The sequence below is a fragment of the Novosphingobium sp. BL-S-33 genome, from assembly GCF_056857025.1.
Genome location: NZ_CM166475.1, coordinates 1,249,958 through 1,272,652, shown reverse-complemented (window position 1 = coordinate 1,272,652; position 22,695 = coordinate 1,249,958). Strand labels below are relative to the sequence as shown.

Here is a 22,695-nt window from a genome sequence, read left to right as displayed (position 1 = left end):
ATCGAGCTGATAGCGTAGTTTGCCCTAAAATGCCGGAGACGAGAGAAGTGAGCACGGACGCGCGAAACTCAATTTACCTTTGGGTAGGCGGCTTAGCATTCTTCGGCCTTTTCTGGGCTGGCGTCCATTTTGCCGTTTTCAACGGCGTGTCGAGCATATGGCTTTGGCGGATGCTCGTCATTGTGACCATCATAAATCTGACCCGATTCATACGGGGTCTGTGGAAACGACGTGCGTCGAACCCTAACAACCCGAACCGCCGCTAATGTCCGCTCTCCCCGGCAAGCAGATCATAGAGCTCTGCCCAGCGCGGCTTTCCAAAGGCGGAATGGTGGAATCGCAGGATTTCGATCTGAAGTCTGCCAGACTGTACTCGCCGACGTTGCGAAAATTCGACGAGAACGGCATCCTTCGACGATGGCACAGCCGACAGATCACAATCCGCAGGTGGAAGGGCGTCTGGCACGGCAACTTTTCGCTACCGCTTTGATGTCCGACACGAAATGGCGGAAGCTGTTCGAAGTCGTCCAGGCGGCGCGACCGGATTTAGGGCGTATGATCGTGAAGTTCATCGATACTCCCGAGGATCGTCCCATGCGGTTTCCTCCCGATCTTCGTTGCCCTCGCGCTTATATGGATACGATCGAGTTCGGCCCCACAGCACTTCGAGCTATCGAGTGGCTAGAGTTTGAAGCTGACCTGTCCGCAGTCCTTGCTACGGTTGGTCGCTTTCCACTTAAGGTCGATGAGGGGCGCACGCGCGTAATTGGCTATAGTGACCCCTTCGACGCGAATGGCAGCTAACCCCAACATTTCTGTCATTCAGCGCCTGCTCAAGGACTTCCCGATAGCTGCCAATCGTTCAGGCAATTCTATCCTAGCGGCGTAGCAACGCAGACCGACCGCTTTCAGGTTCATCAAAGCAGCTGCCGAATGATTGAATCGGGGCGCGCAGCCGACCGCGGACTCAGCCTCACGGCTAAATAAGTGGGATTGGCAGTTCATTTCCACCATCCTCCGGGACACGATCTCGCTCAGAAAGTCCAAGCCCTGGCCTTGGTGCCGGGATGGTGTCCTTCGCGGAACTTCAACAGCGTCAACCTTGCTGGGCAGAGGCGCGTGGCCGAAGCTCGCTAACGATGACACCGATCACGATGAGTAGAGCGCCGAAGAGAGCCAGACCCGGCAATCGATCGCCGGCAATACGCCCAACGATACCGGCCCATACTGGCTCACCGGCATAGATGATTGTTGCCCGTGCAGGTGAGACGGACTTCTGTGCCCAGTTCATAGTCAACTGGATTATCGCGCTCATGATCCCGAGGCCCAGCGCAGCCGCAGCCCACGTGTAGGCGAAAGTGGGAATAGCTTCCCCCGCGAACGGCATCGCGAGGAATGAGAGTGCGCTGGCAACAAGGAGCTGGATGGTCGTAATCCGCGCACTATCAACTTGGGACGCGAACTGCCCGATGAGCAGAATCTCGCCTGCAATCGCCGCGGCGCTGACAAGAGTCGCGAGTTCGCCAATGCCAAGCCCGATATGGAGAACACCAGGACCGGCGAGGCAAACAAGACCCGAGAAGGCGAGGAAAATGCCGAGCCAAGTCATTGCTCTCGGGCGGCGGCGCATGATCACCCACTGCAGAAGCGGTACCATGGGGACGTAAAGTGCAGTCAGGAAAGCAGAGGTGCTGCTGTTGATCGTTTGCAGCCCGAATGTCTGAAGCGCGTATCCCAAGAAGATCGACGCGCCGATCATACTGCCTGCAACGAGCTCGGTCCGGGTCACGCCCAGAAGCGCTTTGTGGAAGAAGACCAGGCTAAGCGCGCCCGCGGTCAGAAACCGGACGCCAACAAAGAAGAGGGGGCCGACCTGCTGGACAGCGAGATGGACAATGAGAAAAGTCCCGCCCCACAGGAAAGTGATCGCAATCAAGGCCAACTCCTGGCGTGAGAACGCCACTTTACGGGACAGTGGTTGATGCATCATAATGCGCGTCTATGAGCAGTATATTGCACAGTCAAGTTGGCCGAGGCGACGTCCTCGCACACGTCGCCAGCAACCTCAGGCGGATCCGTCTGGCAGCAGGGCTGAGCCAGGAAGGGCTTGCGAAGGCTTCCGGGGTCAGCCGGCGGATGATCGTCAATCTGGAAGGCAGTGATGCCAATGTCAGCCTGTCCAATCTAGAGAGGCTGGCTGAAGCGCTCAATGTCAGTCTCGCGGCGATGATCGCGGATCCTGCTACGCGTAAAGAACGTATCGATGCTGTGACTTGGCGCGGCGTGGACAAGGCAAGCATGGGATTGTTGCGTGCGAGCATTCCGGCAGTTCGCGAAACGCAGCTTTGGGAATGGAGTCTTGCTCCTGGGGAGCGATATCCGGCTGATCCCGATCCTGATGGATGGCGACAGATCATCATAGTCTCGCAAGGAGAGCTGCGGCTTGAAAAACCCGATGGCAATGCAACCATCAGGTCAGGAGACTTTCTGATCTACGAAAGCGCTCAGACCTACGCTTACGTCAACGAAGGCAGAAAGGTCGTGCACTTCGTCAGCCTCGGAGTTTTTTGATTCCGGGAAGAGGTGCGCGGATAATTTCATTTTTGGCCGTAGTTTTTTGCGCCGGTCACGGTCGGAAATTTGCCGCCGGCCGCGACCGTCGTGCATCCTTGCAAGGATAATGTGCGCGAGAATTTAGCCGCCGCAGTTCTCTTGTGACGAATGTCGATTGAGGGACGTCGGAATTCCGCGCGCTTCTGAGGATTGCGCGCAACGGTCTAAGGCTGCGCGGAAAATCTCCCGACTTTCAAAAAAATACTCAACGTAGCGATTGACTAGTTCAAAAATTGAATCAATATTCCTCCCAACGACAAAATAGCCGGACGGGAGAATGCCATGAGAGCCATTTGGCCGACGGGCGCAGCTATGCTGGCGCTGGTTGCGATCGCCACGCCCCTGATTGCCGCACCTGCCGATACGATCCGATCGAGGGTGGACAATTACCGCGAGCTTGGGGCGGCGTTCAAAGCGGTGAACGATGGTCTGCGCGGCGATGTTCAGTGGGTGCTGCTGGCGCAATCCGTGCGCCAGATCCGGAATGCCTCGCGCGGTCAGTATGAATGGTTTCCTCAGGGCAGTGGGCCTCAGGCGGGCGTGAAGACACGCGCCAAACCGGATATCTGGGCGCAGCCGGCAAAGTTCAGAGCCAATCAGGATGCATTCGCCAAGGCGGCCGATGACCTGCAGCGAGCGGTCACCGCCAAGGATGAAGCAGCCGTCAAGGTCAGCGCACGAAACCTCGGCGGAGCCTGCAAGAGTTGCCACGACGCTTTCCGCGCACCGGAGGGCTGAGGTGAGCCGGGAGCCTGCGGCGATGCTTGCCGCATTTGCCGCCACGATCACCGCCATTGCTCCGGCCGGCGCAACCGCGCAGCCCGCCGATTTCGCGATCGCAGCGGCAGACGGATCGCCATTGCCTGCCGGTATCCGCACCAAACGGACCGATGATGGCAGCGTCTATGTCGATGCCCGGGGTGAAGTGCTCTATGGCATGGACATGCGCACGGTCCTGCGCTGGGCGCCGGATCCGAGCAAGTATTGCGCCGGAGCCTGCGAACAGGACTGGCAGCCACTGCTTGCACCGGCCGGTGCCGCGCCGAATATCCGCTTCCCAGATGGCTCGGGCAAGGCTGCCGATGCCGACGGCTATGTGGATCCTCGCAAGGCACCCGATTGGACGGTCATTGTCGGCGCGCAGGGGCCGCAGTGGGTCTACAAGGGATGGCATCTCGTGTTCACCCGGCATTCGGGTAACCGGGCGTCGACGGCGTTCGACGGCACGGACGGCATGACCTGGAACACCCTGAAATACGTGCCGGCCGTGCCGAAAATCGATGCGCCGAGCGGGATTACCACCGCATTTGTCGACGGCGCTTACGCGCTGACGGACAAGGACGGCCGCGTCCTGTTCACGGGAAAGTGCGAGCGCGATTGCCGATGGCATCCGTTGCCGGCGCCGATGGCGAGCAGCGGCTCCAGGGATTGGAAAGTCGCCCTCGCCGGCGATGGCCCGGAATGGACATTGCAGGGAAGGCGCGTGTTCGTGGCAGCGGAGAGCGATCCCCATGCCGTGCCGCCGGGGGCCAAGATCCTGCGGCCCTGAGATTGTGAGGGAGAGGCAAGGTGAATAATCGAAAAGTGCGCGGGCGCCTGCTTCTAGGGGGCATAGGCTGCACGTTTGTCGCAGCGGTTGGTGCCGGCGCCTTGCTGTCGCTGCAAGCTCCGGCGCAGGCCGATGCGATGGGAGGCAAGCTGCCGGCTCCACCGGCGGATGGGGTGATGGGCTTCGTCGTTCAGGACTTCGTGCCCCCGGTGCTTCAGGACAAGGCCGCTTGCCCGACTGGAACCAGCCCCAAGATCCGCGAGACCTATCTTGCGTCGCTGTCGCCTGACGAGCGCGTGCGGCTGGAGCGCAAGGAGAATGAGCCGGAACTGACCAAACGCTGGCAGGCAACCGTGTACGGGCCGAACGGCACCAATATCTGCTCGCAGCCCGATCAGTTCGACCGGCCGTTGCTGAAGACGGTACAGAGCGCGAATGCGGGCGGCCTCGATCTCGACGGCGAAGCTCCGGGCCAGAGCTGCAACCACGAAGAGTTCACCGCGCCAGACGGCCGCACCGGCATCGACAATCAGGAATACCGCGTGATGGGCTGCACGCTCGAATGGCGCGGCAAAGACGGCATCGGCGGAGACCTTCTGACCGGCATGCGCCAGTTCCATGCCTCGGGCGAATGGACGCAGGTCATCCTGCTGCGCGGTGTCGACAGTCTTGAGAACGACGACGATGTGGAGGTGATCTACGGCAATACGCCGGACCGGCCGCAACTCGACAGCCACGGCAATTTCCTGCCCGGTTACAGCTTCACGATCTCCGACAAGCCGCCTCGCCACCGCAACGTGCTCCATGGCCGGATCGTGGCCGGCGTTTTGATGACCGATCCCCAGGACATCAAGTTGACGCAGACCTGGGGGCAGGGCGGGCCGCGTGATATTCGCGGTACGCGCACGGCCTATGATCTGCGCCATGCCAAATTGCGTCTGGCCTTCCAGTCGGACGGGTCGCTGCGCGGTCTGGTCGGTGGCTATCGCCCGGTTTTTGATGTGATCCAGAGCCCGTCGATCGGTGGCGTGGGGGCCGCGCTGGCGGCCGGGATCGATTGCGCGGGGACGCTTGCGACGCTGCGCAAGTATGCGGACGGCATCCGCGATCCCAAGACCGGCAAGTGCACGGGCGTTTCCAGCGCCATGGAACTGCGCGCCGTGCCGGCCTTCGTCAACGACGTGCCGGCAGCGGCCCGTCCCGTCAGGAATCAGGCGCAATGAGACCTTCACGCTTTGTGCCGCTCGGTATCGCTGCCGCTGCGCTCGCCGGTGCTTTGTGGTTCGGCGGAGCAGGGTCGACCATTCCACAGGTCCATGCCGAGGCGAACGCTTCGCAGACACTTCTGGAGGGGCCGCAAGTCGTCGGCATGCGCCGGCTGACCGAAGCCCAGTATCGCAATTCCATTGCCGACATCTTCGGCACCGATATCCGCGTGGCCGGGCGGTTCGAGCCTATCGTTCGTCCGGCGCATCAATTGATCGCTTCCGGCGCGCGCAGTGCGGCAATTTCGCCATCGGGGCTGGAGCAGTTCGATGCGATGGCCCGCGACATCGCCCGGCAGGTCTTTGATGAGAACCATCGCGGGCAGTTCGTGGCATGCACACCGAGCGATCCGGCGAGTGCGGATGCCGAATGCGCACGGCGGACGCTGGCGCCGCTGGGCCGACTGCTGTTCCGCCGCCCGCTGACCGAGCAGGAACTGGCGCTCTATGTTCGCATCGCGGGCGAGGGGGCTGGCCCCACGAAGTCCTTCGCGAAAGGGCTGGAACTCGCGCTCAGTTCCATGCTGGTTTCACCCTGGTTTCTCTACGTGGTGGAGACGGCCGAGGCTGATCCGGTGAAACCCGGCATACTGCGGCTCGACAATAGCTCGCGCGCTGCGCGCCTCAGCTTCATGCTCTGGAACTCGACGCCCAATGCCAGTCTTCTGGATGCTGCGGCGGCCGGCAAGCTGACCGATCAGCCGCAACTTACGGCAATCGTCCAGCACATGGTCGCCTCGCCCCGCTTCGAACAGGGCCTCAGGGCCTTCTTCTCCGACATGCTGCTGTTCGAGAAGTTCGACGAGCTTGCCAAGGACCCGGTGATCTACCCCTACTTCAATCAGGATGTGTTGCAGGCACTGCCCGAACAGATGCTGCGCACGATCAGCACGCAGCTGCTCGACGGCGATGGGGACTACAGGGAGCTGTTCACCACCCGCAAGACCTGGATGAACAGGCCGCTGGGCGCTCTCTACCGGGTTCCCGTCAGCCAATCGCAGGGCTGGGTGCCTTACGAGTTTTCCGCAGGCTCCGATCGGTCCGGGCTGCTGGGGCTCGCCGGCTTCCTGGCGATGTATTCCCATTCCGGCCGCAGTTCGCCAACGCTCCGAGGGCGGGCGATCCGCGAGCTGCTGCTGTGTCAGCCCGTGCCCAATCCGCCGGGCAATGTGAATTTCACTGCAGTGCAGGATGTCACCAACAGGGCGATGCCGACGGCCCGTATTCGCCTCGATGCGCACACGACCGATCCGGTCTGTGCAGGCTGTCACAAAATCACCGATCCGATCGGACTTCCGCTTGAACGCTTCGACGGCATCGGCGCATTCCGGGCCAGCGAGAACGACGCGCCGATCGATGTCTCGGGAGCAATGGACGATGCCCATTTCACCGGCGGCGACGGCCTTGGGAAGACCATCGCCGCCAGCCAGGATGCGACGATGTGCGTGACCTCGCGCGTGCTGGAATACGCGACCGGCAGGCCCAGCGAGGACGGTGAACTCGTGGAGAGGCTGGAAAGCCGCTTTGCAGGCGACGGCTATCGCTTGCGCAAGCTCGTCGAGGCGGTCGCGACATTGCCTCAAACCTACGAAATTCCCCGCGAAGACCTGAAGGCCGGCACCGCGCAAGTGGCCAGTCGGCGCTAACGACAGGAGGATCATCATGGCATTCGACATGTCCCGCCGCTTTGCCCTCAAGGGCATGCTGAACGGCGCCGCCATTACCGTGGGCGTTCCGCTCCTCGATATCTTTCTCGACAGCAACGGGGAGGCGCTTGCCGCGACCGGGGCGCCGATGCCCGTACGTTTCGGCACGTGGTTCTGGGGTCTCGGCGTCAATCCCACCCGCTGGTTTCCGGATAAAGCTGGGCCGGGATACGACCTCAAGCCCGAGCTTGAAGTGATCAAGCCGCATGCCGGAAAGATCAATATCCTGGGCAACTTCAATGTCATGCTGGATGGAGCGCCGAACCTGCCGCACGTTTCGGGCGGCCCGGCGATCCGGACCGGACGCGCGATCACGGCGGAGGGCGGGCTGCCCGGTGAAAGCTTCGATGTCACCATCGGCGACCGGATTGGCTCGCGCACGCGCTTTCGCAGCCTTGAGACCTCGGCCTCGGGCGATCCGCGCAACTCGCTGAGCGGGCGGGGTGGGGGCAATCTCAACCCGTCGGAGGGATCGGCGGCCGGGCTCTATCGGCGCTTGTTCGGCACCGGCTTCAAGGATCCCAACAGCGCCCAGTTCACGCCCGATCCCGAAGTGATGGCGCGCCGCAGCGTCCTTTCGGCCGTGACCGAACAGCGCCAGTCGCTGGAAGGCGCGGTCGGGGCGGCGGACCGGCAGAAGCTCGACCAGTATTACACGTCGGTACGCCAGCTTGAGAACCAGCTTGAAGTGGAACTGACCAAGCCCGAACCGCTTCAGGCCTGTCTGGTGCCGAAGCCCGTTGCCGATCGCGCGGTCAATGCGGAGATCGAGAATGTGGTGACCAACCATGCGCTGATGACCGACCTGCTCGTCATGGCGCTCGCATGCGACCAAACGCGCGTGTTCAACATGATGTTCAACAATGGTGCTTCCTCGCTCACGCGGATCGGTAGCACCATCACCCACCATCAACTCACCCATGAAGAAGCGCTCGACAACCGGCTCGGCTATCAACCGGAGGCCACCTACTTCCTCAATCGCATCTTCGAGGCGTGGACCTACTTCGTCGGGGCGCTCGACAAAGTGCAGGAGGGATCGCGTACCCTGCTCGATAACACGCTGGTCTTTGCGCATTCGGAGACCGAATTCGCCAAGTTCCACACTATCGACAACATCCCGATGATGACGGCGGGGAGCGCCGGTGGGCGGATCAAGACGGGCATCTACGTCGATGGCCTTGGCACCCCGGTCAGTCGCGTGGGGCTTACGCTGCAACAGGTGATGGGAGTGCCGGTCGACAAATGGGGGGCCAAGAGCATGGAGACGGGCAAATCGATCGCGGAGCTGGTTGCATGAGGCTGTATTTGTCCATCGCGATGGCCGCAGGCGCGCTCGTTTCGATGCTTGTGCCCGTGATTTCCCATGCCCAGCAAGCACCGGCTTCGAGCTCGGTCCGAATGGTGGGCACAGTGCTCAATGCCGCCGCCATCGACAAGGAGCTTGCCTTCTACAAGGCAGCGTTCGGACTTGAGGTGGGCATGACTCTCGATCACGGGACGCGGCGCGAATACATGCTGCGCTTCTCGCGGGACCCGATGGAAGCCGGGCTGATTCTGGTTCACGACAGCGCCCCGGCCAGCCCCGCGCGCCTGACGCATGGCAATGCCTTTGATCGCATCGTGCTGCGCATCAGCGACATGGATGCGCTGGTTGCCCGGCTCGATGCCAGCGGTTTCCCTCACGAAGCGGTACGCAAGGTTGCGCAAGGGTATTTCGTTCTCCAGCTTCAGGATCCAGAGGGCTATCCCATCGAAGTGATCCAGAGCGGCGGTAAGGAGCATGCACGATGACCGCTTCTCGCAGACAACTTCTTGCGCAGGCATTTGCCGTGGCCGGCGCAGCATCCGTGGGAATAGTCCTTGGCAGCGATGCTTTCGCCCAGGGTGCCGCCCCCGTTTGCTATGATCCGGCGTCGCTGCCCTTCACGCAGAAAAGCCGCCGCAAGTCGCTCGGTTATATCGAGGCCTCGTCCGATCCCGCGCGGCATTGTTCGGCTTGCGCATTCTTCACGGCGACGGAGACAGGCTGCGGGACCTGCCAGATGCTGTCGGGCGGGCCGGTCAATGGTGGCGGCGTCTGTAATTCGTTTGCGAAGAAGGCGGCGAAATGAGTGCTGGAACGAGCGTCCGAGTCTGGGATCTGCCCACGCGGCTGTTCCACTGGTTTCTCGTGCTGTTGTTCGCGTTCTCCTGGTGGAGCGCGGAAAACCGGCACATGGACTGGCACTACCTGTCGGGCCTGAGCCTGCTTGGCCTGTTGGCGTTCCGCTTGATATGGGGCTTCGTCGGCGCCAGCACGGCTCGCCTGCCCGCACTGTTCGCTTCCCCGCGCGCGGCGATTGCCTATTTGCGGGGACGGGGCAATCCGCGCCTGGGTCACAATCCGCTGGGCGGTTACAGCGTGATCGTGATGCTGCTTTTGCTGGCCGTACAGATCGGCACGGGACTTTTTGCGACGGATGTCGATGGCCTTGAATCCGGCCCCTTGTCGTTCCTGGTTACTTTCGATCAGGGCCGTCTGGCGGCGGAAGTCCATGCCTTCAGTTTCAATCTGCTGCTTGCGCTGGTGGCGCTGCATATCGTCGCCATAGCTTACTATCTCGTCGTTCGGGGCAGAAACCTGGTTGCGCCGATGCTCAGCGGGCGGGATCCCGCGATCGGCGATGCGCAGCAGCAAATGAAGCCGGGGCACCCGGTTGCCTTTGTCATTGCCGCTTTACTTGCTACCTTGCTGGCCTGGTCGGTCAGCAAGGGTTTCGGTTTGTGAAAGGTACACCGCGCGAAGAGCTTTTAAGGCGCGCGTTTTCCCCCCAGGAAGGGGATACTGAGCGACCGAAAGGTGCTGATGACGAGATAGAATGGAGCGATATCGCCCCGGTCATCGAAGGGCTGGTCTTTGCGGGGCGCCCGATTGGCGATGCGACGGCGGAGGTCACGGAGCGATACGATCTTGGGCCTCGCGGATGCTACATCCTCAGCGCTATCAATCGCGGGATCACCTACCCGCAAGACCTCGCTTCGCTGCTCCGGATCGGGCGAAGCTTGGTGACGGCGGAACTGAATCGGCTCAATGCTGCCGGACTTATCGGCAGCACGCCGGGCAAAGATGATCGTAGGCGTGCCGAACTCAGTCTGACCGCGCAGGGTCGGGAGGCCAGTGAGGAGGTCCGACGAGCACTGGAACAGAGCATCCGCGAAAATTTGCGAGAATATTCGTTGGAAGAGATCAGATTGTTCGCGCGGATGCTGATGAATGTCTCCCGTCCTCGCGACTCCGCAGGCGATGACGAGGCTCTCGACCGGTCCTGATCGTCCATCTTATCGTTGCCGGGAAGCCAACCCGAAGAATGGTCATCAGGCCGTTGAATGGGTGATAAGCCGATAGCTCGCGCGACGTGGTCGGCTCGCTGCGGATCCAGGTTTACGGCGAAAAAAGGGCGGAGGCCGTGAGACCCCCGCCCAGTTGCTAGCTCGGAGAGAGCTTACTCGGAGGTATCAGCGAGAGCCAAAGGCGTAGCGCACGTTGATGCCGAATTCGCGAGGCGCCGTTGCCGTTACGCCGGTGTATGTGCTGGTCGCAGTGGCAGCCATGGTGCTGGTAGCGCCTGTCGGGATCAGATAGCTCGTGGACAAGGGGTTGGTTCGCGAGAGTGTTTTGGTCGTGTCCAAAATGTTCTTGGCGAACAGCGACACTTCCCATGCTCCCTTCGGATCCCTGATTCCGGCGAACAGGTTGAGCAAACCGTAAGCGCCGACGTCGTCGAACAGGTTGGTCGGATCTGTCTGTGAGTGCCCGTTAAAGCTGAACAGACCGCGCAGGTACCCATCCACCTTGTGGGAAATGGGGAGCGTATATTCGCTGGTCACTGACGCGCTAAACGGTGCCTGGAACCCGGAACGCTGCGAAACCTGGCAGGATGCGACATTGTTGGCGCCGACAGCTGCCTGCAACTGAGCCAGACTGGGAGCAGATGTAACCGAATCCGGAACGCCGTCTCCGTTCAAATCGTTACAGGGCACTGTCCCGTTCTTGATCTTGCCGAGCGAGTAGCTGCCGACGAGGCCGACAGACCACTGCGGCGTCACGCTGAAATTGAGATCGCCCTCGAGGCCATTCACTTCAACGGGAACTGCCCCGACGAAATTGAACTGCGATACCTGCTGTGCAAGCCCGGTGACGGCACCCGCTGCATTGCGAAGGGCAACAGTGTTGATGAAGTAGACGCCCTGGCCGCCAACGCGGTACGGATAATTTTTGAACTTCTGATGGTAGGCGGTGAGGTTGGCCCGCAATCTGCCGTCCATCAGGGTGCTTTTGACACCGAGCTCATACGACTTGGAGGATTCTGCCGGCAAGTTCGTGAACGAATCCTCGAGCGCGGAGCGGGCAAGGTTGAAGTCGCCGACTACATTGATGCCTGGGCGCCACGAGCTTCCGGTGCTTACATAAACCATCAGGTCGTGATTGATGTTGTACTTGGCCGATGCGGAGTAAATCCACTTCTTCGCATCCTGGCCGTCCGTGGAAATCGTATTTCCGTTCACAATCGTTTCGTCATTCGACGTATAGTCGATGTGGCGCAGGCCCCCCGAAAGCTCGAACGCGTCGCCGATATGTCCCGTCAGGTTGCCGAAGAACGACTGTTCATGGGAGGATCCGACGCGTTCGATCGGCGTATAGACCACGGAAAGCAGCTGCCCGGTTGGCAGGCCGATCATCGTGGGTGACGTCAACTCGGTTGGTGAACTGTTCTTGTAGTCGAAGAAGCCTGCCACATAGTCCAAAACTCCGAACATGCGCTCGCTGTTCTGGATGCGAACTTCATGCGATGTCGAAGCCGGGTGAGAAAACGTGGTCTGATACACGTCCCCAGGGAAGAAGTTGGCACCATCCTGGTTGGCCGTGGAAAATATCTTCTGTGTGTAGTGCTGCCCCTGATAAATCAGGGTCTGCCCCCACTGGCTCGCTTCCGCGCGCCAATTGTAGATATCGTAAACCTGACGGATTTCTCGGGCGTTCTCCTGATCGGAGAGGCGGTCCTTCGTGGAAATGAAGATCGGGCTTGCCGGATCGTCGGGATTGACCTCGCTAAAGGATGCCACCTGATCATAGGCATAAGACAGTCTGTCCAGGCGCTGATACAGCGCCTCAGCCTTGAACCAGTCAGTTGGCTGCACCAGCGCGGAAATCCGTCCGCTTTTGGTTCGCGCAAAAGGATCTCGATCCCTGAAGATCGTGCGAACGCGATCGCCATCGCCTTCGTCCCAGACGCCGGCGGCACGGATTGCGGCAATACCCTCGATAATCGGAATGTTGACGGCACCCTTGAAGTTGGTGGTGCCGATGTCATTTGCTGTCAGGTCGACTGTGCCGCCGAATGAATAGAGATCGGGCTTCTTGGCGGTGACAGTGATGGAGCCAGACGGCGCAGCCCTGCCGCGAAGCGTGCCTTGGGGGCCGCGTTGGACCTCGATCTGCCCGATGTCGTACATTTGCTGCAGGATTACACCGGCAGTGATCGGAGCATCGTTGAAATAGAATTCAACGGTCGGATTGTTACCGCTTGCCGTGATGTCGAAATTGACGCCGCGCATGCGCGCGTTACCGCCGGTGCCGTTGGATTCCGTCGTGAGTTGCAACCCCGGCACGATCGTGGAGACATCCTTGAAATCGCGCAAGTTGAGCTTGCTGACTTCATCCGAGGTCACGGTATCGATGACGGCAGGTACATCTTGCACATCCTCATCGCGGCGCCGTGCCTGTACGATGATGACGCTTCCGACTTCTCCATCGCTGACTTCGGGTGATTTGTCCTGCGCCACAGCAGGCGCCGAAAAACCCGCCAATGCCGCAGAGCACAACCAAAGCGCATGAACCCTCATTCAATCACTCCCATATATTGTACGACTCGTTTAATTGCTTTGGCGGATAGGAGGGGGGTGTCAATTTTTTGTCGGACAAGTTCATCCCGATATAGCCGTATTCGCTACGGCGATGGCTGGGGCACCTTCGTCGAGATCAGGCTTGGTTGAGCTTGTCGCCGATATGGGCTCTGCGCTGTACAGAGGCGACCTTCCTACGAGGGGCAGGGCGTCTCCGCGTTGAAATTGATCGCCGATTTAACTGCTTTCGGCGGAATTTTGCCGACTTCGGCTGAGGTCAAATCGTTCAGCGTGCGACGAGCGTAGTCGGACAAATGTCGAGTGACGCGCCGAGCAAACTGAAAGGACCGGGCAGACAAATAAACAGAGCGGTTCGCCACCTGCTTCTTTCGCCTGCCCGATAAGGTTTTCAGAGGGCTCGGGGTTCAGGCGAGCCAAAGGGAGGGAGGTCCCTTCTGATATCACTACGGATAGTATAATTGAGTTGAGTGTCAACGCGAAGTTCGAACGCAATCGGCCCGTATATTTGGCAATCGCGCGCGCGATCCGAACCAGGCTTTCAGGTACCCACCATCAAATTCAGCCGAATGCGATGGTGGGGACCCGCCATAGCATGATGCAGGTGAAGGCACCTCCCAACGATCAGCTACCCTGGATCAGACCTCAGGGGGCTTTGACGAGGCCACTGCTTCGCACTTCCCATGATCCGTTCTTTGGAAAACCCGGTGCTTTGCCGTCCGGCGCGCCGTCCCACCCACCAGCCATCATGGCCACGGCATAGAGCAGGGATCCATTGCTCGGAAGGTAGAGCGGGATGGCAGAAAACTGCGGCGAATGGCCGTTCGGGAGGTAGGTGTTCTTATCGGATTCCATCATCAGCGCTTCGATTGCCAGATCGGGTTCGCCTAGACGCGCAGCAGTCATTGCCATGACAGGAAATTGCCAACCGATGTCGCCATGCTTGGCGTCGAGTATCTTGCGGAAGGTGCGTCGCATCACTTCGCGATCGATGCCATCGCCGTTGAGCATTCCCAAGCTGCCGATGATCATCGGCATGGTCGTGTCGGTGGCAGTTTCACCGGTTACATAGACGCCGTCGCGAATTGGGAGGGGCGGCATGTTAGCGAGAATGTGATCCCACTTCTCTTCCCGGGGCAGGCCCAGCCGCTCGCGCCATAGCTGTGCTGTTTTAAGCCCATAGCGCCAGTACGTCAGTTCGAAGACGTGGTTCCATTGGCGATCGTGATCCTGGGCGTAATGTTCATTGGCGTCCGACAACGGAGGGCCGAGGCGATAGTAGCCGAGGCCTTTATCGAAGACGATGAACGACGCCATGAACTTGGCGCTTTCAAACACCATCTCCTGATGGAGCATCAGCGTTTCGCGGGTTGGCCGGTCGCGATAGCACAATTCGGCGAGACTGATCGGGTGAGGCTGCTGCCAAACGAGAAATGGCTCGATGTCGTTGGGCTTGAGATCGCCTTCGGGTCCGCAGCTTTTTGGCCAGCGCGCCCCGTCATAACCCTGCTTTCTCGCTAGTCGCTGCGATTTCGCAAGGATCCGGCGATAGAATCCGAGACTGCGTTCGAGCAATTCGCTGCGTCCCCACAGCGCAAAGTGCGCGCTATGGAAGAAGTGCATTTCAAGGTGGAATTTGCCGTACCAGCTGTTCGTAGTCAGGCCGGTTTCTTGAGGGGGCGTCGTGCCGCACGATTGAATGCGCGTCAGATATTGCGACAGTACAATGCGCCGTTCCAACTCCTTGGCGCGGGGGTCCGTGCAGCCTGCCAAATCTATCGAACCACGCGAACTCCAGAAATTCTCCCACATGGCCGTCGAAGCGGTGGCCGTTTTTGTGGGACTTGGAAGGTTCGCGGGCAGCGCCGACGGGGCAAACGCAGCAACAAATTCGAGCGTGCGGGCAGATGCCGATGGAGATAGCAGGAACGTATGGGGCGCCGTCTCGGCCAGAGAGGCATTGCCCTGCCACTCGAGCGCAACATCGTAGTGGTCACTGTCCAGATCGCGAGCAAAGTCGGCGCGCGACTTCCTACTCCGTCGCATGACGGTGCGATGGGCAGTAGGGCGATCCCATATCGCGCCATCCCCGACAAAACCGGGGAAAGCGAAAATCGGGCCTTTCTTGTGGGCTGCACCGGGACCGTATGGAAAGGCGATGCTGACGGCCAACTGCCCCTTACCGATAAGCGCCGATTCCACGCGGACCGCGATTTGAGCCTGCGTGGGATGGCAACTCGTCGTCACCGTCACGGGTTCGCCGTCGAACACGAAATGGCTTTTGATCAGGCCCTGCCACAGATCGAGCTCCTGATGGATTTCCGTCAGATCGCTCAGCTTTGCAGGCGTTCCGGCCTTGTCTTTTAGCATCATCGCGATGCGCCCGAGATTCATTCTGCCAGGCGTCGAGTACAGGTAATTGGAGGCGGCCTCCAATTCTGCCGGTGTGACACCCTTTTGGTAGACGAGATAGGGGACGTCCCGTCCATCGACCTTGCTGTTCGTCCAGGGGAAGTCTTCCAGTTTGAAGCCCTCTGGGCTCGGTTCTGTGTGGAAGCCCCATTGGGATTGGGTGGCGAGCGGAATGCCCTTTTTGTAATCGCTGGCAAAGGACTGGAGGCCAGTGACGTCTGTGGTGAATGCAAACTCGCCGTTCCCTACGGAGAGAGGGCAGTGGATGTCGACAGCGTTGAGAACCACTTTATGCCGATCGACAAGCGCGCGCCTGTCAGAATGGATATCGGCAGCGATCGCTTGTTCAGGATTCAAGCCCAAGCCGATGGCGGCCGCGCCGACCCCGCCAATTGTGCCCACTGCAAACTGTCGGCGGCTCACGCCTGCAACGTTTCGAATTCCGCTCACGTCAGTTGCCTCTCCATGGCCAAGCTCTCCGGCCGTAAGCCTACTTAAACGTCGAGGCGTATTTTAAAAGGCGCTTATCGAATTAGCGTTGATCGTAATCGGCAAGGCGATGGAGGGTGCCTGATTGTCTGCAACGTTTTCGGGTTCGTTACGTCGGCAATCTCCTGACAGCACAGACGGATTGAGGAGTGCCGTTAATTGCTGGTGTGGAGATTTAGGATGATGCGCCGGTAGCGAGTCAGCGCAGGAGTGCCGTTGTCAGTCACTGCAAGGATGACATGAGCGATGCCGCTCTTTGGGCAAGTGTGGGAGTCAATCCAGGCGGGGCGGCACGTAGAGGTGGCGATTATCTGGGGCCGGGCGGCGTGGGAAGCTGCGATAGTCACGGATCCGAGCGACGCGCCGGTGACGGCCCCTGCCTCACTGTACTGAAACCATTCGAACGCGAGCCCGTCATGGTCCGGGTCTCTGGAGTCGGTCGCATCAAGTGCAATGGGCTGCCCAATGGTCGCGTCGATTGTGATCGGCTCATTGCCGCCCAGCCCATTCACCACGACTTGCGGTGGATGATTGGCGTTGGCGTATGATTTCACTGTCCAGTCCATGCGGGCGGCGAAGTCATTCTGGAATGCCGTTCGCCAGCGCCAGATTGTTGCTTGATCCGAAGTATGGCCATCTACAGTGTCGGCCGATGTAACCCTCGAGAATGAATCCCCACCCTGCGTCCATATAGGTCGCGTTTCCCCGTACGGCTTGCGAAGCAAGTATCTTCCGCCCCAGCCTCCCCAGTCGGGGTGGTCGGACGATTGGAGGCCGTTGGGGATGAGACCCAAAAAAGACGGCGTATCGCCTTCCATGATGAAGAGGTAGCGCGGGTAGTGCTTTCCAAGAGGCCCTTTCGACCTGACGTTCGCGTCGAGCCATTCATTGCTGACGGATGTGAAATCCGCGCCCTCGCCGTTGCGGTAAAACCGGTCTCCGCTGATCCCGGTCCATGTCGCGCTCGCGTATTCCTGGCTGTCGACCGTCGAAGGCTTTACGATGTAGAACAGCTTCGGGAATTCCTTGCGGATCCACGCTCCAGCATCGTCCTGGTCGGAAATTGCGGAAACTCGCAATTTCTGGACGAAACTGTCGACTTCGCTCGGGCTCCGAGTTGCCTGTACACGTTGCAAGGCTTCCGCGAGTGTGCTTGCTCCGCCCCACAAGGTCACCCACAAAGGGCGGGCGTCGTTTCGGTCTGTAGCTGCAATCAGTGCCTTGGCGCCGTCGGAAAGGGACTGCGTGCCGATCGCCTTCAGCCCGTAGCCAGCGATGCCCTTTGAAACTCGCGCCTTTAGAACTGCCGCATCGGGCCAACCGCTTGCATGCTTGCGCAGATTGGGCAGGACCTGGGCATAACCGTCGATGACGTTTAACGCGATGTCAGGGGAAACCTTCGTTGGCTGCCAAACGGAGGTTGTTGCCGCGATTCCCTCGATGTCGAGTTCGTTGGAATAAACCAGTAGACGAACCAGTGACATTTGATCGTCGGGCTCGTTGCCTATGTCCGAAAGGACGAAGATCCTTGGCTTGCCGGGAGACTCCGCGGCCAGGACGGGTGAGGGCGCGATTGCGAGACAGCCGACAGCCGCCAGAAGCCATCTGGATAACGCAGATCGCTGCTGCACAAATGCCTTGGACATATGGGGCTTATGAGCAAACGCGAGACGAGTTCTCGATCCTGGTGTCATGAGGTGTCCAGTCGATTAGTCTGAACACCTCATCGTGGAATCTACGAATCAAAGCAACACGGCGTTCGTTTTTGTGAGCAATTGATGCGAGTCATCATTTTACAACGACGCGCACCCGTCTAAGATTTTGAATGCGCCCGAATGCCGTTTTGCGATCGCCATCTCGCTGGGAAATTCCGCGCAAGGCCGGAAAGTATGTGCCCGGCTTATCAAACCTATGGGTGATTGTGACGCTCGCGGTCTTGAGACCGGGCTTCACGGGTGATTGTACGGCAAACGTTCCAGCTCCTTCGAAATCCCATTCCGCCGCAATGACTGTGCCGGTTCCCGGAGGAACCTCGATCGTGCCCGTGAACGTCACGGTCTGGCCAGCGGCGATATCGGCACGTTCGCCCCCATCCACCTTGAGTGCGACGACGGGCTGGATGCCCCGTCGTTCTGCCGCGGTTGGCGGAACGATGATCTGCCCGTCGTCATAGCGGTAGTTGGTTGAAGCTGGAGGAGCGATGCCTTTTTCAACCCACAGCGCCACGTCGCGAAGCGCCTGATTGAGAACCGGTACGTAGCTAACGGTATGGATCGCATCCTCTTGCGAGTCGCTGTCGCCGTGCAAGGCGTGGTCCGTGAACCACAGCCGGAAATGGTCATCGGCTTTTGATCCGAAATGCTTCTCTACACGCGCGCGATACCAATCCGCCGACCAGGGATAAGCTTCCCGATCCCACAGCGATTCGACCAGGATCATCTTGCCCTCGAAATTGCCCTCGGGGATCGATCCTGCGGTCGCCTTGGTGAACAGCGGGCCCAGCAACATCGGTCGTTGAGGGTAGATCGGCTTGCCGTCAGCGCCGCGGAACTGGTCCCACACCTTGAATTCCGCTTCCGGCACCTGGTGCCGGTGATAGGTCTGAGCGGCCAGGAAGTTGCTGTTGTCGACCTGGACCTCATCGCCCTGGGCGAGCTTTGCAGCCACAGTGGGATCGACGATTCCGAATACAGCGGTATCGCCTTCGATCCTGCTCAACGTCAGCCGCGCGCCTTTCGCGGCTCCGGACAGGACGATGAGATCGCCGCCCAGGAATTGGATAGCAGGCGGCGGTGAGGACAGGCGGACGGCGACGACATACTGCGCCTCCTTGCCTTGCGCCGCGGCATAGCTGTCATCGACATTGCCCTTGGTCTTGCCGTTGGTCACGCTCGTTTCAAGCTTCTGGCGCGCGGCGTCGGCGCCGGTCACCAAGCTTGCGATCGTCGCCTTGTGCTGCATTCGGTAGCCGGTGAAACTCTCCGGGTGATCGAAACCATAATAGCCCGGCTTGGTCCAGAAGTCGGTGAAGTAGCCGGGGTCCGCCATGACGACGCCGCCGTAGAGCGCCGCAAAGCCGTGGATCCCCATCGTCTTCCATCCGAACCAGGACTGGAGCGGGAAGCCCATGCGCGTCACTTCATGCAGCGCAGCGGCCTGTTCGGTGTTCAATCCCGCATAGGGATCGCCGCTGCCGCCGGGTTCCATAGCGTCGACAATCTGCGGGAACTTGTCCTGCAGCAGCCGCATCGCGTGCATGCGAATGGTGAAGCTGTTGGGGATCGCCATGCTGGACCCCAGCACATGGGGTACGGCACCGTCCCAGACGCCGCGTGTGTTTTCCATCGAGCCGACAGTGCGATAGGCTCCGCCACTACCCCCATAGGCGTAGCCGTAGGGCCGCTTGCCGCCGTACATTTGGAGAGCGACGACGCGCGAATACTGAGCGGCAGCTGCGTTGGCGCGATAGGCGCCGATTGTTGGATCCTGTGAACCGAAGCCGGCAACGGCAGGGCCGCCGCCGTTGGTTTCGACGAAATAGCCGCCGCTGGCGATCGAAAAGCTGATCTTGTCGTTTGCCGGCGAACTAGGCTGTTGGGCCAAGTTCTCGTTGTCGGGAGCGGGCGTAAAGTGCTGGAAGAACCTGCCCTGGTATTGCGCCTTTGGCGGGAAATAGAAGGAAAACCGCGTGTCGGTGCCCTTGAAGCCGCCATGGACATAGCGATGGCGGACCGGTGCATCGCGCCATTCGTCCTTGTCGATGTAAGGCTGGGCAAAGAGAGGATCGGGCGCCGGAGCGGTTGCCGGGGAGGCGTTGGTATCGGTAGATGATCCCTGCGCCATGGTGCCCCCTGCAATTGCGGCCGAGGCCAGAGCAAGCCTGATGAGTGTGCCGGTGATGCCGTTCTTGTTGCGCGCGCGCTTCATGCCGCAGGCTCCGTATTCTCGGGATGGGAAGGGTGCCGCCGCCGCCCAGGAGAGAGGACGGTGGCGGCAGATCGGGCGATCAGAACTTCTTGCTGATTCCGAACTGGAACACGCGCCCGATGGAGGTGACCGCATAGCCGTCCAGCGAGTTCAGTGAACCGTTGTAGGGCGGCGGATCCTTGTCGAAGAGATTGTCGACATTGAAGGTGAGCGACAGGTCATTCATCACGCCGCTGCCCTTGAAGTCGTACTGTGCGAACATGTTGATCGTATCGAACGCCTTGATCTTCGACTGATTGAGGTTCGACGCGAGCGGAGCGACGTCCCAACCGCCAAGGTGGCGCCAGGTGGCCTGAGCACGCAGATTGCCGAAGGTTGCGCCCAGCGTACCGGTCAGGATGAAGCGCGTCTGGGCTTTGACCGTGTCGACGAAGTCCGCCCCCGCGACCGACTGCTCCTTGCGGTTCAACACATAGTTGCCGTTGATCTGCGTGTATACCGAACCAAAGCCTGTCGGGTGATCGTAGGCGAGCGAGAAGTCCAGGCCATCGGTGTTGACCGCGGCGAGATTGGTGCGCCGTCCGTCGGCAATCGAATAGACCTGCCCCTCGGTCACCGTATAGGGCGAGACTTGCGCGAGGCCGCCCGGCACTTGCGAGGCCAGCGCGTTCACCTGAGCGATCGTCGGGTTCATCACGTAGTTACCCGTGAAGAGCGTGTAGAAGGTCGACGGGTTGAAGACCGGCGGTATGTCGATGAGGTCCTTGAACCGGATATTGTAATAATTGAGCGTGGCGGTGAGCCCGGGCAGCGTAGGCGGCGCAATGTCGAAGCCCAGAGACCAGGTGGTTGCCTTCTGCGGCTTAAGATCTTCACCGCCACCGCCGAGGAAGATCTGGGCCTGGCCCGGCTGCGGGGTTACGGCCGGGTTGGCGAACAGGATGAATGGGAAGGCGAAGATCGTGGCGGGGGCTGCTTGGGCGCCGTCGGCAAGGCTGGGGGCCTGGAACGATTTGCCCCAAGTGCCGCGCAGCTTCAGACCGTCGAGAGGCTCATAGGTCGCGCCGAACTTCGGATTGAAGGTGCCGCCGAAATCGTTGTAGTGGTCGTAGCGTCCGGACGCCGATAGGCTCAGCGAGTAGAGGCCGCCCGTCCGGTTGTCAGGGCCGACGACAGGGACCTGAACTTCGCCGAATACAGCTGCGATCCGCCGGCTTGCCCGGTTCAACGGGATATCGTCGACAGCGCTTGCGCTCACCGTGCCGTTGATCCGGGATTGGTAGCTTTCGTAGCTGTACTCGCCGCCGACAGCGACTTTCACATCGCCGCCAGGCAGGTGAGCCAAGCTGCCGTCGATAACCACGCGCGTATTGGCCATCTCGTTCTTGCCCAGACCGTAGTCGAGGAAGTTCGAGATTAGCGGCAGGACGCCGCTGTTTGCCGGGTTGGACAGATTGTAGGGATCGAAGTTGCCGGTAAGGACCAGCGTCGACAGCGTGCCGTCGTCGATCTTCTCGTTCGCAACCTCAGATCGGCCGCGCCCGTAATTGGCCAGCCAGCGCAGTTGCCAGCCGCTGCCGAGATCGGCGGTCATGGTGGGGGTGAAGCCCCAGGTTTCCAGCTTGGTGCTTTGCCGCGTGTGCTCCCCCAGCACCGAGGAGAAGTCCATTGAAACGGACTGGGCCTGGAAGCTGTTGGCATCGCCGGTGTTGCGGTAAAACGGGTTGAACACGAGACCGGGGGCGAAGGGATTGATTGGCGCGATCGTGGCGGTCGCAGTGACCGGGCCGCCGTCGCCCTTATTCACGCGGTTCATGTAGAACGCGCGAACGTCGAAAGTGATGGGGCCGCCGTCGTCGATGGAGAGGCCGGCAAAGACCGAATGGCGCTGTTCGCTGGGATAGAACGTACGATTGTCGCTGACATCGCAGCGGTTGCCATTGCCAAGCGTCAGACCCGGAAGAGCGTAGATCGAGGAGCCGATCGAGACGTTACCGGCACCGCAAGTGAGGTCGAACGGGAGCCCGGTCGGGTAGTCGAGCCGGCGGACATAGTCGCGGTCGCGGCCATAGAGCGAGTCGTGCCACGAGTAGTCGTAACTGGCGTAGACGGATACAGAATCCCAGGTCTTGCCAACGGTGAGATCGGCATTGACGGATTGATAGTCGTCACCGACGCCAAAGCGGCCCTTCGCTTCGATGCCGTCGAAGCGCTTGCGCGTGATGAAGTTGATAACGCCGCCGACAGCGTCCGCACCGTAGATCGAAGAGCCGCCGTCGAGCACGATTTCGACGCGTTCAATAGCACCAGGCGCAATGGCGTCGGGGTCAGGCACGGTCTGGCGGACACCCATGCCCGGCAAGCGATGGCCATCAACGAGGATCAGCGTGGACGAGCCGCCACCCGACGCGCCGGGCAGGTTGCGCAGATTGGGGCGGTTGATCGTGATCTGGCTCGAACTGATGGCCGAAACAATCGGCGCCGAGTTGAAAGAGGCGGCCTGCGGGACGGTGGCAAGAAGCTGTGCCGTGGAATTGGCGCCGATGGCGGTGATCGCCTCGGAATTGATCGAGACCGCTTCCGATCCTGCCGGTGCCACGCCGCGCAGCAGCGTCCCCGTGACGATGATTTCCTTGATTTCTTTGTCGGTTAACGCCGACTGACTGTCCTGGTCGGGCGCGGCTTGCGCCAGAGCGGCGATGGGTGCGAGTGCCGCCAGCGAGACGCCAAGCAGTGCGCACTGACGGACGGCTCCGAAAGTCGTTTTCATATCCACTCCCCTGTATGGCACCTGCGGATTTTGTTCCGGGTTGCCGGTCTTTTTTTGGCGCCT

The 22,695-nt window shown here is 60.4% G+C and carries 17 protein-coding genes; 11 read left to right on the top strand and 6 right to left on the bottom strand.

All coding sequences use genetic code 11. From position 1 onward, the window contains the following. The first annotated feature begins 417 nt into the window (after positions 1-417). Positions 418-804 (top strand): hypothetical protein, encoded by a 387-nt coding sequence (locus AC1VVM_RS22230; RefSeq protein ID WP_482956521.1) that lies wholly within the window; start codon positions 418-420, stop codon positions 802-804. A 292-nt stretch (positions 805-1,096) separates the two neighbouring features. Here AC1VVM_RS22230 and AC1VVM_RS22225 read toward each other — a convergent pair whose 3' ends face one another. Continuing rightward, positions 1,097-1,936 (bottom strand): DMT family transporter, encoded by an 840-nt coding sequence (locus AC1VVM_RS22225; protein WP_482956520.1) that lies wholly within the window; start codon positions 1,934-1,936, stop codon positions 1,097-1,099. Between the two features lie 65 nt (positions 1,937-2,001). Here AC1VVM_RS22225 and AC1VVM_RS22220 point away from each other — a divergent pair, with 65 nt between their 5' ends. The 10 genes from AC1VVM_RS22220 (at position 2,002) to AC1VVM_RS22175 (ending at position 10,442) form a co-directional block, all read left to right on the top strand. Continuing rightward, on the top strand, positions 2,002-2,571 hold the full coding sequence (locus AC1VVM_RS22220; RefSeq protein ID WP_482956519.1) for a helix-turn-helix domain-containing protein: 570 nt from the start codon (positions 2,002-2,004) through the stop codon (positions 2,569-2,571). Between the two features lie 354 nt (positions 2,572-2,925). Further along, positions 2,926-3,351 carry a c-type cytochrome gene (locus AC1VVM_RS22215; protein ID WP_482956518.1) on the top strand — a complete coding sequence of 142 codons (426 nt, stop codon included), beginning with the start codon at positions 2,926-2,928 and terminating at the stop codon, positions 3,349-3,351. Between the two features lies 1 nt (position 3,352). Beyond that, positions 3,353-4,162, top strand: a complete 810-nt coding sequence (locus tag AC1VVM_RS22210; RefSeq protein ID WP_482956517.1) for a COG4315 family predicted lipoprotein — start codon at positions 3,353-3,355, stop codon at positions 4,160-4,162. Between the two features lie 20 nt (positions 4,163-4,182). Then, positions 4,183-5,385, top strand: coding sequence for a hypothetical protein (locus tag AC1VVM_RS22205; protein ID WP_482956516.1), 1,203 nt, complete (start codon positions 4,183-4,185; stop codon positions 5,383-5,385). Beyond that, on the top strand, positions 5,382-7,073 hold the full coding sequence (locus AC1VVM_RS22200) for a DUF1592 domain-containing protein (RefSeq protein ID WP_482956515.1): 1,692 nt from the start codon (positions 5,382-5,384) through the stop codon (positions 7,071-7,073). The genes AC1VVM_RS22205 and AC1VVM_RS22200 overlap by 4 nt, the downstream gene beginning before the upstream one ends. A gap of 16 nt (positions 7,074-7,089) precedes the next feature. After that, on the top strand, positions 7,090-8,430 hold the full coding sequence (locus tag AC1VVM_RS22195) for a DUF1552 domain-containing protein (RefSeq protein WP_482956514.1): 1,341 nt from the start codon (positions 7,090-7,092) through the stop codon (positions 8,428-8,430). Further along, entirely contained in the window at positions 8,427-8,924 is a 498-nt protein-coding gene (locus AC1VVM_RS22190; protein WP_482956513.1) for a VOC family protein, read from the top strand. The genes AC1VVM_RS22195 and AC1VVM_RS22190 overlap by 4 nt, the downstream gene beginning before the upstream one ends. Next, positions 8,921-9,244 carry a high-potential iron-sulfur protein gene (locus AC1VVM_RS22185; RefSeq protein ID WP_482956512.1) on the top strand — a complete coding sequence of 108 codons (324 nt, stop codon included), beginning with the start codon at positions 8,921-8,923 and terminating at the stop codon, positions 9,242-9,244. Before AC1VVM_RS22190 ends, AC1VVM_RS22185 begins: the two co-directional genes overlap by 4 nt. Continuing rightward, positions 9,241-9,900: a cytochrome b/b6 domain-containing protein gene (locus tag AC1VVM_RS22180; RefSeq protein WP_482956511.1), complete on the top strand. Its 660-nt coding sequence runs from the start codon at positions 9,241-9,243 to the stop codon at positions 9,898-9,900. Before AC1VVM_RS22185 ends, AC1VVM_RS22180 begins: the two co-directional genes overlap by 4 nt. Then, a complete protein-coding gene (locus AC1VVM_RS22175; protein ID WP_482956510.1) occupies positions 9,897-10,442 on the top strand; it encodes a MarR family winged helix-turn-helix transcriptional regulator in 546 nt (181 codons plus the stop codon). Before AC1VVM_RS22180 ends, AC1VVM_RS22175 begins: the two co-directional genes overlap by 4 nt. A 186-nt stretch (positions 10,443-10,628) precedes the next feature. On the opposite strand, the gene AC1VVM_RS22170 is transcribed toward AC1VVM_RS22175, so the two are convergent. The 5 genes from AC1VVM_RS22170 to AC1VVM_RS22150 form a co-directional block, all read right to left on the bottom strand. Continuing rightward, positions 10,629-13,016 (bottom strand): TonB-dependent receptor, encoded by a 2,388-nt coding sequence (locus tag AC1VVM_RS22170; RefSeq protein WP_482956509.1) that lies wholly within the window; start codon positions 13,014-13,016, stop codon positions 10,629-10,631. A gap of 663 nt (positions 13,017-13,679) precedes the next feature. After that, positions 13,680-15,896, bottom strand: coding sequence for a hypothetical protein (locus AC1VVM_RS22165; protein ID WP_482956508.1), 2,217 nt, complete (start codon positions 15,894-15,896; stop codon positions 13,680-13,682). Positions 15,897-16,090: 194 nt separating this feature from the next. Beyond that, positions 16,091-17,581, bottom strand: a complete 1,491-nt coding sequence (locus AC1VVM_RS22160; protein WP_482956507.1) for a DUF1593 domain-containing protein — start codon at positions 17,579-17,581, stop codon at positions 16,091-16,093. Positions 17,582-17,723: 142 nt separating this feature from the next. Then, entirely contained in the window at positions 17,724-19,862 is a 2,139-nt protein-coding gene (locus tag AC1VVM_RS22155; RefSeq protein WP_482956506.1) for a PKD domain-containing protein, read from the bottom strand. Between the two features lie 79 nt (positions 19,863-19,941). Continuing rightward, positions 19,942-22,632, bottom strand: coding sequence for a TonB-dependent receptor plug domain-containing protein (locus AC1VVM_RS22150; protein ID WP_482956505.1), 2,691 nt, complete (start codon positions 22,630-22,632; stop codon positions 19,942-19,944). Positions 22,633-22,695: the final 63 nt, after the last annotated feature.

Bases quoted from the DNA above. Each gene is read 5' to 3' on its own strand.
- AC1VVM_RS22180 (WP_482956511.1), top strand. From the start codon at position 9,241: ATGAGTGCTGGAACGAGCGTCCGAGTCTGGGATCTGCCCACGCGGCTG.
- AC1VVM_RS22220 (WP_482956519.1), top strand. From the start codon at position 2,002: ATGAGCAGTATATTGCACAGTCAAGTTGGCCGAGGCGACGTCCTCGCA.
- AC1VVM_RS22150 (WP_482956505.1), bottom strand. From the start codon at position 22,632: ATGAAAACGACTTTCGGAGCCGTCCGTCAGTGCGCACTGCTTGGCGTC.
- AC1VVM_RS22170 (WP_482956509.1), bottom strand. From the start codon at position 13,016: ATGAGGGTTCATGCGCTTTGGTTGTGCTCTGCGGCATTGGCGGGTTTT.
- AC1VVM_RS22155 (WP_482956506.1), bottom strand. From the start codon at position 19,862: ATGAAGCGCGCGCGCAACAAGAACGGCATCACCGGCACACTCATCAGG.
- AC1VVM_RS22185 (WP_482956512.1), top strand. From the start codon at position 8,921: ATGACCGCTTCTCGCAGACAACTTCTTGCGCAGGCATTTGCCGTGGCC.
- AC1VVM_RS22160 (WP_482956507.1), bottom strand. From the start codon at position 17,581: ATGTCCAAGGCATTTGTGCAGCAGCGATCTGCGTTATCCAGATGGCTT.
- AC1VVM_RS22195 (WP_482956514.1), top strand. From the start codon at position 7,090: ATGGCATTCGACATGTCCCGCCGCTTTGCCCTCAAGGGCATGCTGAAC.
- AC1VVM_RS22230 (WP_482956521.1), top strand. From the start codon at position 418: ATGGCACAGCCGACAGATCACAATCCGCAGGTGGAAGGGCGTCTGGCA.
- AC1VVM_RS22190 (WP_482956513.1), top strand. From the start codon at position 8,427: ATGAGGCTGTATTTGTCCATCGCGATGGCCGCAGGCGCGCTCGTTTCG.
- AC1VVM_RS22200 (WP_482956515.1), top strand. From the start codon at position 5,382: ATGAGACCTTCACGCTTTGTGCCGCTCGGTATCGCTGCCGCTGCGCTC.
- AC1VVM_RS22215 (WP_482956518.1), top strand. From the start codon at position 2,926: ATGCTGGCGCTGGTTGCGATCGCCACGCCCCTGATTGCCGCACCTGCC.